Source organism: Actinomadura macra NBRC 14102, assembly GCF_001552215.1.
Taxonomy (GTDB): Bacteria; Actinomycetota; Actinomycetes; order Streptosporangiales; family Streptosporangiaceae; genus Spirillospora; species Spirillospora macra.
On the sequence record NZ_BCQT01000005.1, the window covers coordinates 54,916 to 67,087 of the forward strand.

The window sequence follows — 12,172 nt, forward strand, 5'->3', positions numbered from 1 at the left end:
GCGCCGTCCACGACGGCGGCGCACAAGGAGGGTTCGGATGCGGATCTCTTTCACGGCGCTGACCGGCGGCGGGCCGCGCGACGTCGTGGTCACCGTGGACTCCGAGGTCAGCGTGGACGGGATCGCGCGGTCGCTGTCGGCCGCGCTCGACGGGCGGGCACCGCTCGCCGCAACGCCGCACACAGCGCCGCCCCCAGGGCCACCCGCAGTGCCGCCGCGCTTCGCCAAAGCCGCCGCGCCGTCGGCGCCCTCGGCCTCCCCTGCAACGTCGGCAGGCCCACGCAAGGCCCTGTGGGTGGACGGCCGGATGCTCGACCCGCAGGCCCTCGCCGTCAAGGAACTGCGTGACGGCGCGATCGTCGCGGTCGAGCAGCGCGGCGCCGCCGCGACCGTCCGCGCGGAACCGACCGGACTGGTGGAGGTGCGCGTCGTCGGCGGCCCCGCCGCCGGGTCAGTGCACCGGCTGGGGCTCGGCGTCAGCACGATCGGCTTCGGGGACGACGTGGACGTCCGGCTGGACGACCCGGCCGTCCCCGCCCGCTCGCTGCGGATCACGGTCGGGGTCGACCGCGTCCAGGTCGAGGCGTCCGCGATGACACGCGCGGCCCTGGACGGCGAGCCGCTGACGGCGCCGGCGGACTGGCCGTCCGGAGGAATGCTGGCGGTCGGCTCCAGCGTCCTCACCCTCGCCCCGAGCGCCGCACCCGACACCCACCTGGAGCCGCTGCCCGAGGGCGGTCTCGCTTTCAACCGCCCGCCTCGGCTGAATCCCGGGCACCACGTCCGGCGGCTGGAGGTCCCCAAGCGTCCCGAACGCAACCCGAGGGAACGGCTCCGGCTGTTCGGCGCGATCCTGTTCTCGGTGTTCGGGCTCGTCATGGCGTTCGCGATGGGCCAGTGGTGGTGGGCGCTGTTCGCGCTGGCCTGGCCGGTGATGACGGTCGGCGAGTGGATCGGCGACCGGCTGCACGGACGCAAGTCGTACAAGAAGGCGCTCAAGGAGTACCACCGCAAGACCGGGGAGTTCGACGGCGAGCTGGACCGGCTGCGGCGCGAGGACCAGGCCGAACGACGCGCCCTGCATCCCGATCCCGCCGAGGTGCTGCTCACCGCGACCGGCCCGCGGCGGCGCCTGTGGGAGCGGCGCCGCGGCGACCCCGACGCGCTCCACCTGCGGCTCGGCCTCGCCGACCTGCCCGCCCGCATCGAACTGTCGGGGGACGTGCCCGTCCCGGCGGCACGGCAGGTTCCGGTGGCGCTGCCGCTGGCCGAGCTGGGCGTCCTCGGCGTGACCGGCCCGCGCCGCACGTCCCGCGCCCTGGCCCGCTGGCTCGTCGCCCAGGCCGCCGCCCTGCACAGCCCCCGTGACCTGGCCATCATCGTGCTGTCCGCCGACCCGGAGTCGGGCGAGGAATGGAACTGGGTGCGCTGGCTGCCGCACTGCGCGCCGCGCGAGGGCGAGGAGTGCGTGGCCCTCGTCGGCACCGACCCCGACTCGATCGCGCACCGCGTCACCGAGCTGACGATCCGCGTGACCGAACGCCGCCGGGCCGCGCAGGCCCAGTCCCAGTTCTTCGGCCAGGGAAAGCCCGCCGACCACGTCCCGTACAACATCCTGATCGTGCTGGACGGCGCGCGCACCCTACGCCGCATCCCCGGCATGCCCATGCTGCTCTCACGCGGATCCGAGTACGGCCTGTACGCCATCTGCGTCGACGACGAGGAACGGCTCCTGCCTGAGGAGTGCACCGCGGTCGCCGCCTGGGATCCGCAGTACTCCTCCTACATCCACCTTCGTGGCCAGGGGCTGGACGTCCTGGGGCCAGTGCTCGCCGACCAGGTATCCCCGTCCTGGACCGACCGGGTGGCGCGCGCGCTGGCGCCCGTCCGGGACGTCTCCCGCGAGGATGCCGAAGAGTCGATTCCCGCTCAGGTACGGCTCCTCGACCTGCTCGACATGCCCGAACCCACCGCCGAACACATCATCCGATCCTGGACGCGCACGCACGGCCGGGCCACCCGGGTGCCGATCGGGCTGGGCACAGGTAACCGCCCAGGCCGTTCCCAGCAGGCGTACCAGATCGACCTGCGCGCCGACGGACCCCACGGGCTCATCGCGGGAACCACGGGCGCGGGCAAGTCCGAACTGCTCCAGACCCTCATCGCGTCCCTGGCCGTGGCGAACCGTCCGGACGAGATGACGTTCGTCCTCATCGACTACAAGGGCGGTGCCGCGTTCAAGGACTGCGCGCGCCTCCCCCACGTCGTCGGTATGGTCACCGACCTGGACGGGCACGCGACAGAGCGCGCGCTCGAATCGCTCGCCGCCGAACTGCGGCGCCGCGAGGAGGTTCTCCTCCATTACGGCGCCAAGGACATCGACGACTACCACGACCTACCGGCGGCAACCCCTCCCCACCAGGCCCTGCCCTCGATGCCGCGGCTCGTCCTCGTCATCGACGAGTTCGCCGCGATGGTCACCGACCTGCCCGACTTCCTCACCGGCCTGGTCGACATCGGACGCCGCGGCCGTTCCCTCGGCGTCCACCTGATCCTGGCGACGCAGCGCCCCGCCGGGGTGGTGACCGCCGACATCCGCGCCAACACCAACCTGCGCATCGCCCTGCGCGTCACCGACCCGGACGAGTCCACCGATGTCCTCGACTCCCCCGATGCCGCGCAGATCTCCAAGTCCACCCCTGGACGCTGCTACGTCCGCTCTGGCGTGTCCTCCCTGCACGCCGTCCAGTCCGCGCGGATCGGGGGCCGCCGCCCCGGTGCCACCGACCGCCGCACCACCGTCCTGCCGCTGCCCTGGCAGCACCTCGGGCGGCCGGTCCCCGGCCCCCGCGAGGCCGCCGACGACCAGAGCACCGACCTCGCCGTCCTCGTCCAGGCGATCGACGAGGCCGCCCGCCGCGCCGGCATCGCCCGCCAGCCGTCCCCCTGGCTGAACCCGCTGCCCGAACGGGTCCGGCTGGCGCCCCGCACCGCCGCCGGCGGCTCGGTCGTGGAGGTCCCGCCGATCCCGTTCGGCATCACCGACCTGCCCGCCGTCCAGTCGCGCGAGGAACTCGCCCTCGACCTCGCCTCCGGCGGCCACCTCTACCTCGCCGGCTCCGCCCAGTCGGGCCGTTCCACCGCGCTGCGCACCATCGCCGGTGCCCTCGCCGGCTCCTGCTCCCCCTACGACGCGCACCTGTACGCGATCGACTGCGGCGCGGGCGCCCTGCTGCCCCTGATCTCCCTCCCGCACTGCGGTGCCGTCGTCGGCCGCGAGCAGCTCGACCGCTGCGAGCGCCTCCTCACCGCCCTGTCCGCCGAGGTCGCCCGCCGCCAGCAGTTGCTCGCCGAGGCCGGCTTCGCGTCCCTCGCCGAGCAGCGCGCCGCCGTCGCCGCCACCGACCGCCTCCCCTGGATGGTCCTGCTCCTGGACCGTTGGGAGGGCTTCCTCGGCGCGTTCGAGCACTACGACTACGGCCGCCTCGTCGACCAGACCCTCCGCCTTCTGCGCGAGGGCGCCGCGGTCGGCCTCCGTGCCGTCTTCACCGGCGACCGCTCCGGTCTCGGGGGCCAGGTCTCCACCGTCTTCGACCGCCGTCTCGTCCTGCGCATGTCCGACCCCAACGACTACGGCTACGCGGGCCTCCAGGAGAAGCACGTCCCCGCCGCGATGCCTCCAGGCCGTGCCCTGGAGTCCGTCGCGCCCGGCGCGCCGCTCCAGGAGTCGCAGATCGGCCTGCTCTCGGACGACCCGTCCGGGGCGGCCCAGGTCGCCGCCCTCCAGGAGATCGCCCGCGTCTCCGTCGCCCGTTACGGCCGCCTCCCGCGCCGCCTGCGCCCCCTGCATGTGGACGAGTTGCCCGTCCGCGTCACCTACCGCGAGGCGATGGCGCTGGACCCCGACTTCCTCGCCCCCTCGGCCCTGTGGGCCCTCGTCGGCGTCGGCGGCGACACCCTCGCGCCGGTCGGCGTCGACCTGCTCAACGAGGGCCCCGGCTTCGCCGTCGCGGGCCCGCCGCGCTCCGGCCGCTCCACCACGCTCCGGACGATCGTGCATTCGCTGCTCGATCCCGCCGTCGGGGGCGGCCTCGTCCCGGTCGTCCTGATCACCCCGCGCCGCTCCCCGCTCCGCCTCCTGTCGGGCCGTCCCGGTGTCCTCGGGCTCCTCACCTCCGACTCCGAGGCCGTCGACCTGGAGAAGGCGATCGGCGAAGAGCACCGCTACGCCGTCATCGTCGACGATGCCGAACTCCTCGACGAGACCGACCTCGACGACGCCCTCCGCGACGTCCTGCGCACCGCCCGCGACGGCGAGCACGCCGTCGTCATCGGCGGCACCACCTCCGACCTGGGCCGGGGCTACCGAGGCTTCCTCTCCGACACCCGCCGCTCCCGCTCGGGCGTCCTGTTGTCCATCGACTCCCCGGACGACGGCGACATGTTCGGCCTGCGCCTGCCCCGCAACGCGCCCTTGGCGGGCCCGACCGGCCGTGGTCTCTTCGTGGCCGCCGGGGCCACCACCCAGATCCAGGTGGCCCTCCCACCCCCCACCACCGACTGACGATCTTTGCGATCGATCCCGACGACCCTGGTGACGGGTTTCGAGGAGGTCGCCGACCAGGGGCTTTCGCCTGCGTTCGTTGTGAGAGTTCGCCAGGGCGGGTGATGGCGGGCACAAAAAGGCGGGTCCCGGCCTCGGGGGGATGGGCCGGGACCCGCGGTCCTTGGGGGGCGAGGCGTCAGCGGGTGGCGGCCTCGATGTTCTGCTGGGACTTCTTGATGTCCTGGCCGCCCTGTTCGAGGGCGAGAGCCATCTTGTCGAATGCGGTCTTGGCCTCGGCCCAGGCCGAGCGGAACCGGTCGGCGCCTGGCCCCCACCAGACCTGAGAACTGCTGACCGTCCGGCCGTTGAGATCCTTGATCAGTGCATCGAGGTTGCGTGAGTGCTTGCTGAAGATCCGGGACAGCTCTTCCAGTTCGCCGATGTTGGCGCCGCGCTTGTCACCGCTCACCGTTCGACCTTTCGTCGCCGGAACGCTTTCTCTGCCCTGCCGTCAAGAATGGCGACAGCCTACGCCCCTACGATCACCTGAATCCAGCGGCCGCACCTCCGAAACGGCCACAATCCCGCCATCGAACCTTGTCCGGATGTGGACAACTACAGCCCACCAGGTGGGCGTTTACGCCGCCGTAGGTGACGTAGCGCAATCCCGTGACGTGCATCATTACCGTACGTCAAGGAGTTTTCAGAGCGAGCTGGACAGTGCATTATCCGGGAAACACTTCATTGCCCGGAAAGCGCACCTCAGCGGGTGGGGAGGTCCGGGTCGTTCACCGGACGCGCGGCCGGGTCGAGGACGCGCTCGCCGATCAAGGTGATCTGCTCGCCCCGGGTCCGGAACTCGAAGCGGCGCCGGACCAACTGGGTGAGCTTGCCGCTGTCGTAGCGGACCTCGGTGTGCTCGACGGCCTCCAGGGTGATGCGGTCGCCGGTCCGGGTGGCCTTGCCACCGTCAAGGCGGGTACGGGCGCCGGTGTAGGCGGGGCCGCCCTCGACCGGCGCACGGTTGCGGGTCTCCAGTTCGCGGACGGCCCGTTCCTGGACATGGGCCACGCGCGGCGAGATGCGCACGCCGAGGATCTCGGTGGGGGAACTCCGGTCGTGGTGCCGCTGCTGGACGAGTGCCTGGGAGCGGCGCTCCAGCAGGGTGCTCGCGGCGGCTGTCAGCTGCCGGGTGGTCTCGGCGTCCACATCGGGCGAGGTCCGCCGGACGACGGACGACGCGGGCAGCAGCGCGCAGCCGGCCAGGACGATCGCCAGGCCGGCCCTGGTCCACTGGCGAACCATCGGCCTCCTCCGCTGGATCCGAGGCGAACATACACCGCCTCGGACTAGCCGAGGACTCCCGCGAAGGGGTCGGTGTAGGTCTCCCAGGCGGTGGATCCGGCGAGCATCTCGTCGTGGGTGAGGAGGCAGCCGTCCAGGAGGGTGCAGAGGGCGGCCCGGTCGACCGCCGGACCGGTGAAGGAGATCAGCTGGGTCCGGTCGCCGAGCTTCGGCCGCCAGTCGAGCGTGGCGGCGGCCCGCCGGGCGGGCGGTTCCTCCGTCCAGGCGGCGCGCGGGCGGGCGGCGAGCCAGGGGCCGTGGTCCTCGATCATGAGGAGGCCGGCCACGCAGTCCCAGGACAGCAGGGTGTTCGGACGGTTGGCGATCCAGATGCGGCCCCGGCTCCGCACGGCGCCGGCGGCGAGGTCGCGCAGGGCGTCGTGGAGCCGGCCGGGGTGCAGCGGGCGGAGCCGGCGCCACAGGACGGTGGCGAGGCCGTCCGACTCCAGGTCGCAGGGCAGCCGGAGGGTGGCCGGGGAGACCTTGGCGGCGAGGTCGGCGGCGGAGACCGGGACGACGGGCGGCAGCAGTTCGTCCAGGAGGGTCACCGGCGTACCAGCGCCGAGGTGTTCGAGGACGGTCTCCGCCAGATCGCCCGGCGAGGACAGGACGAGGCCGGACGCGTACTCGATCTGCCGCGCGAGCGTCTCGGCGACGTAGCGGTCGTCGTCGGGGGCGGCGGCGAGGGCGCGGGTGCCGAGCGGGTCGGCGCAGGCCAGGTCCTCCAGGAGGGGGCCGGGGGCGACGGCGGTCAGGACGCCCGCGAGATGGACACCCGTGATCCTGTCCAGCTCGGGGGCGACGATGCCGGGATCGACGGATTCCCAGGTCTCGATGACCACGAGGCTCGCGTCGGCCGACAGCCGGGCGACGGTGGGCAGGACGTCCTCGCGGAGGGTGCAGGACACGCAGCCGTGGTCGACGCGCACGTCGGCACGCTCCCGGACTCCCCACGCGTCCATGACGACGCGCTCGACCTGTCCACCGGCGATGCCGCGGAGATCGTGGTGGACGGCGACGGAGTGCGGGGCGGACGCCAGGAGCCGGTCGACGGTCTCTCCGCGGGCGTCGGCGTGCAGGCCGGACACGATGACAACGGGGATGCTCGGCACGCCGCTCCTCCCAAAGCGAAAACCGTTATCGTTATGTTCGCACGAATGACGCGTCCGCACGGCCCATCGGGGAGGAAAGCGCGCGCCGGCTCGGGGCCGGTCGCGTGAAAGAAGGCCCGCACCTTCGGGGAGGTGCGGGCCTTCGCATCGCTCGGGCGCGCATCAGCCGGACTCGACCTCCAGCGCGGCGACGCGGGAGCGGGCTTCGGCCATGGCCTCGTGGTAGCGGGTGTCCCAGTCCGGATCGCCGTCCGGGATGGTGGCGACGGTCTGGCGGCCGAGTTCGTCCAGCAGGCCGCCGGAGGCGTCCCGGGTGACCTGGCGGACGACGACCGCGGTGGCGCCGCCCGAGGCCTCGGTGTGGGTCTCCCAGCGCGCGGACGGGCCGGGCCGCCGCCGGCCGTCGGGGGCGAGCCCACCGAACGCGTACAGCAGCAGGACCACCACCACGGCCGCGACGGCGAGCAACGCCAGGATGATCAGGAACCGCACCGCCGCCTCACCTCCGCGGGAGGAGCGAGCCGTTGGGGTTGCCGGGGGCGTAGACCGTGATGCCCTGCGGGAGCGCCTTCAGCTCCTCGATCCTCGCGCACGTCGGGCACTTGTTGTAGCCGTCCTGGCGCGCCTTGTTCGCCGCGGCCTCCGCCTTGGCCGTCGCCACCTTCGCCTGCGCCTCGCTGACCTGTGCGAACGCGGCCTGGGCGCGGTCCACGGCGTCCTGCACCTTCGACGGCAGCGTGACCCGCACCAGGTTGAAGTGGATGTTGGTGACGAACTTGCCGCCGAGGGTCTGCTCCAGGTCGGCGGCGAGGCTGGTGTTGATCGAGTTCTGGACCTTGGCGATGTTGGCGTTGTTGCTCTGCGGCTGCTGCCCGGGCTGCCGCGGCGTCTGCGGAGGGGTGGGCACGGTCGGCGCGGAGGTGTTCTGCACCAGTGCGCAGGACGAGACGAGCTCGGCGCAGCGGAAGCTGTTGATCTGGCTGCGCAGGTCGTTGTCTATCACCGGCCGGACGATCTGGTCGAGGAACGCCGACCATCCCTTGTCGCCGTCGAAGGGGGAGTAGGTCTTGCCGTCGGCGCTGCGGAACTTGCGGGTGCCGTACTTGTCGTCGAACGCCCGAAGCGACTGGTGGTCCTGGTTGAGGGTGAAGTAGAGGGTGCCCTCGATGCCCATGTTGACGCCGTCCGCGCTGGGGACGGTGACGACGTCCACGCCGGACTCCTCGCCCTTACGCGCGTCGGAGGTGATCGTGTAGAAGCGCTGCTGCGCCGGGTACTTGTGGACCTTGGAGTAGAGGCCGACCCAGGTACGGCCGGATCCGGGGTCGATGACCTGGCGGATCCGGTTGTTGTCGAAGAACCCGCCGTTGCGGACGACCGCGATCTCCCCGCCGCTCGTCCGCTCGTACCCGCCGAGCAAGGCGCTCAGCGCGGGCCACACCACCACGACCAGGACGACCGCGATGACGATGGCGGTACGCCTGCGCGGCGCCCGCAGTCCGGCCGTCCCGGCGCCCTTCGCAGCGGTCGACTCCTTCTTGGCCACGTCCCGACTCCTCTCCCATCGCGCGCCGTTGCGGCCCGCGGGTTCGCTGTTCAGACGGACGGGAGTCTGTCGCGGATCCGGTGGTTCAGGCGGATATATGCCGTTGAACCCCGCCGTAACCCCACACTCATGAGCGAAACCGTCCATAACGAGGGGCTTACGAAATCCCCGGACAGGGGTTATCTAGACTGCGCGTGCAAGGCTAGGGAGGAGACCCACGTGCGCAAGGTCCTGATCGCCAACCGCGGTGAGATCGCGGTCCGTATAGCCCGTGCCTGTCACGACGCGGGGCTGGCCAGCGTGGCGGTGTACGCCGAGCCGGATCTGGAGGCGCTGCACGTTCGGGTCGCCGACGAGGCGTTCGCCCTCGGCGGGCGGACCGCCGCCGAGAGCTACCTCGACATCGGCAAGCTGCTGAAGATCGCAGCCGACGCCGGCGCGGACGCCGTCCACCCGGGCTACGGCTTCCTGGCCGAGAACGCCGACTTCGCCGCGGCCGTACAGGCCGCGGGACTGACCTGGATCGGTCCGCCGCCCGCCGCGATCACCGCGCTCGGCGACAAGGTCCAGGCCCGGCACATCGCCCAGAAGGTCGGCGCGCCGCTGGTCGCCGGCACCAAGGACCCGGTGTCGGGCGCGGACGAGGTCGTCGCGTTCGCCCGCGAGAACGGGCTGCCCATCGCGATCAAGGCAGCGTACGGCGGCGGCGGGCGCGGCCTGAAGGTCGCCCGCACTCTCGACGAGGTCCCCGAGCTGTACGAGTCCGCGGTCCGCGAGGCGGTGAGCGCTTTCGGGCGCGGCGAGTGCTTCGTGGAGCGCTACCTGGACAGGCCCCGGCACGTGGAGACCCAGTGCCTCGCCGACCAGCACGGGAACGTGGTGGTCGTGTCGACGCGTGACTGCTCGCTCCAGCGGCGGCACCAGAAGCTCGTCGAGGAGGCCCCGGCGCCGTACCTGTCGGACGAGCAGCTCGACCTGCTGTACCGCTCGTCCAAGGCCATCCTGAAGGAGGCCGGGTACGTCGGGGCGGGCACGTGCGAGTTCCTCGTCGGCCAGGACGGGACGATCTCCTTCCTGGAGGTCAACACGCGCCTCCAGGTCGAGCATCCCGTCACCGAGGAGGTCGCGGGCGTCGACCTCGTCCGGGAGATGTTCCGGATCGCCGATGGCGAGGAGCTCGGCTACGGCGACCCGGAACTGCGCGGACACTCCATCGAGTTCCGCCTCAACGCCGAGGACGCCGGCCGCGGGTTCCTGCCCGCCGTCGGCACGCTGACGGCCTGGGAGCCGCCGACCGGCCCCGGCGTCCGGCTCGACACCGGCTACGGCGCGGGGCAGACCGTCCCGCAGGAGTTCGACTCGCTGATCGCCAAGCTGATCGTCACCGGCGCCACCCGCCGGCAGGCGGTCGAGCGGTCCCGCCGCGCGCTCGCCGAGTTCGTCATCGACGGCATGCCGACCGTGCTGCCGTTCCACCGCGCCGTCCTGGACGATCCGGCGTTCGTCCCGGACAGCGACACGACGCCCTTCTCCGTCCACACGCGCTGGATCGAGACCGAGTTCGACAACCAGATCGAGCCCTACCCGGCCGCGCCCGCCGCCGACGAGGCGGAGCAGGCCGAGCGGGAGCGCGTCACCGTCGAGGTCGGGGGCCGGCGCATCGAGGTCGTCCTGCCCGCGGGGCTCGGCGCCTCCACCGCGCCGGCCGCCGGTCAGGCGGCACCCGGCCGGCGGCGCGGCGGCAAGAAGGGCGGCGGGGTCCAGGCGTCCGGGGACTCCCTGGTCAGCCCGATGCAGGGCACCATCGTCAAGATCGTTGTCGAGGACGGCGCCGTGGTGGCCGCGGGCGACACCGTCGTCGTCCTGGAGGCGATGAAGATGGAGCAGCCGCTCACGGCGCACAAGGGTGGGACGATCACCGGCCTGGCCGCCGAGGTGGGGCAGACGGTCTCCAGCGGCGCGGTCATCTGCGAGATCAAGGACTCCTAAGCGCAGGGACGGGAGGGGTGCCCCGCCGGGGCGCCCCTCCGTCATACCGGCTGGGACAAGACGGTTCTCCGGCGATTCACCGGGCAGCTCCATGGTCAGCAAGACGAACGGTGCGGGAACGAGTCGCCGCGCCCGGACGTCTTAGCTGGTAAAGGGGGCAGACAGTCATCATGAGCTCCAAGACTCAGGCCCGTCTCACCCAGGCGCACGGCAGCCGCACGGCCCGCCGCGGTGCGGCGACGATAATCATCACGGCCGTCCTGCTGGCACTCGGCCTCGTCCTGCCGGTAGCGGCCGCGCACGCCGCGCCCCCGGCCGGTCACACCGTCGCCGCGGCGGCGGCCCCCGCCCGGGCCGACGACAACATCGGGCAGATCGCCAAGGGCCTCATCGACTCCCGGCTGTACGTGACGAGCGGGGCCGGGAACGCGCTGACGCCCGCCGACCAGACACAGGTCAAGGCCGCCCTCGGACGCGACGGCGACGCCGACATCCGCGCGGTCGTCGTCCGCAACGACGTCCCCCGCACCGAGGTCGGCCAGATGCTCAAGGGCGTCGCGGATCGCGTCGGCAAGGGCCAGACGTACGTAGCGGTCACCGCCGACGGCAAGCGCATGGGCGGGATCTCCAAGAAGCTCGACACCAAGGAGATCAACCAGCTCGTCACGCGCACCAATGGGCTCCCGCTGAAGGACCGGCTGATCCAGTTCGGGGACCTCGCCGAGAAGAAGGTCGACGACCAGGCCCGCTCCAGCGCGATCGGCGGGTTCGTGATGCTCGGCGTGCTGATCCTGGTGGTGGCCGGGGCCGCAGGCGCGTTCCTGGTCGTCCGCAAGCGCCGCCGGGTGCAGCAGGCCCAGCAGATGGCCGACCTGAAGCGCGGCGTCCAGGAGGACGTGACGCTCCTCGGTGAGGACATCGCCCGCCTGGACCTCAACGTCATGGACCAGAAGCTCGACCCCGACACCAGGTCCGACTACGAGCACGCCATGAACTCCTATGACAGCGCCAAGACGGCCAGTGAGCGCGCCACCAGGCCCGACGACATGCAGCAGGTCACGACGGCACTGGAGGACGGTCGGTACTACATGACGGCCACGCGCGCACGCCTGGACGGTGAACCCGTCCCCGAGCGGCGTGCCCCATGCTTCTTCAACCCGCAGCACGGGCCGTCCGTCCAGGACGTCACCTGGGCGCCTCCGGGCGGGACGGCGCGTTCCGTCCCCGCGTGCGCCGCGGACGCCGAGGCAGTCCTTCAGGGCGGCGACCCGGACGTCCGCATGGTTCCCTACAACGGCGAACGCCGTCCGTACTGGAACGCCGGGCCCGCGTACGCCCCGTACGCCGGCGGCTACTACTACGGCTACGGCGGGATCGACCTGCTCAGCGGCATGATGATCGGCACCATGCTCGGCTCGATGATGGGCGGAGGCTGGGGCGGCGGCTGGGGTGGAGGCGGCGACGGCGGCGGCTTCGGCGGCGACGGCGGCGATGTGGGCGGCGGCTGGGACTTCGGCAGCGGCGACTTCGGCGGAGGCGGCGACTTCGGCGGCTTCTAGGGTCACCGAAAGGCGACCTCAGCGGTCACGCGAGCGCGCTAGCTGACCGGTGAGGCAAAGCCGGAGGCGAGCCCGC

General features: G+C 72.2%; 8 protein-coding genes. 3 read left to right on the top strand and 5 right to left on the bottom strand.

Features of this window, described 5'->3' with window-relative positions:
• Positions 1 to 37: 37 nt before the first annotated feature.
• Entirely contained in the window at positions 38 to 4,564 is a 4,527-nt protein-coding gene (locus AMA02S_RS08255; protein WP_067454230.1) for an FtsK/SpoIIIE domain-containing protein, read from the top strand.
• A 178-nt stretch (positions 4,565 to 4,742) separates the two neighbouring features.
• On the opposite strand, the gene AMA02S_RS08260 is transcribed toward AMA02S_RS08255, so the two are convergent.
• From AMA02S_RS08260 to AMA02S_RS08280, 5 genes are all read right to left on the bottom strand, one after another.
• Positions 4,743 to 5,015 carry a WXG100 family type VII secretion target gene (locus AMA02S_RS08260; RefSeq protein ID WP_067454234.1) on the bottom strand — a complete coding sequence of 91 codons (273 nt, stop codon included), beginning with the start codon at positions 5,013 to 5,015 and terminating at the stop codon, positions 4,743 to 4,745.
• 293 nt (positions 5,016 to 5,308) lie between these two features.
• Positions 5,309 to 5,851: a hypothetical protein gene (locus AMA02S_RS08265; protein ID WP_067454237.1), complete on the bottom strand. Its 543-nt coding sequence runs from the start codon at positions 5,849 to 5,851 to the stop codon at positions 5,309 to 5,311.
• Positions 5,852 to 5,895: 44 nt separating this feature from the next.
• Positions 5,896 to 7,002: a GTP-binding protein gene (locus tag AMA02S_RS08270; RefSeq protein WP_067454240.1), complete on the bottom strand. Its 1,107-nt coding sequence runs from the start codon at positions 7,000 to 7,002 to the stop codon at positions 5,896 to 5,898.
• Between the two features lie 162 nt (positions 7,003 to 7,164).
• Positions 7,165 to 7,494, bottom strand: a complete 330-nt coding sequence (locus tag AMA02S_RS08275) for a hypothetical protein (RefSeq protein ID WP_067454244.1) — start codon at positions 7,492 to 7,494, stop codon at positions 7,165 to 7,167.
• Between the two features lie 7 nt (positions 7,495 to 7,501).
• Entirely contained in the window at positions 7,502 to 8,548 is a 1,047-nt protein-coding gene (locus AMA02S_RS08280) for an SPFH domain-containing protein (protein WP_245667405.1), read from the bottom strand.
• A gap of 219 nt (positions 8,549 to 8,767) precedes the next feature.
• On the opposite strand from AMA02S_RS08280, the gene AMA02S_RS08285 reads away from it, so the two are divergent.
• Both AMA02S_RS08285 and AMA02S_RS08290 read left to right on the top strand, forming a co-directional pair.
• A complete protein-coding gene (locus AMA02S_RS08285) occupies positions 8,768 to 10,537 on the top strand; it encodes an acetyl/propionyl/methylcrotonyl-CoA carboxylase subunit alpha (RefSeq protein WP_067454247.1) in 1,770 nt (589 codons plus the stop codon).
• A 170-nt stretch (positions 10,538 to 10,707) separates the two neighbouring features.
• Positions 10,708 to 12,096: a hypothetical protein gene (locus tag AMA02S_RS08290; protein WP_084264871.1), complete on the top strand. Its 1,389-nt coding sequence runs from the start codon at positions 10,708 to 10,710 to the stop codon at positions 12,094 to 12,096.
• Positions 12,097 to 12,172: the final 76 nt, after the last annotated feature.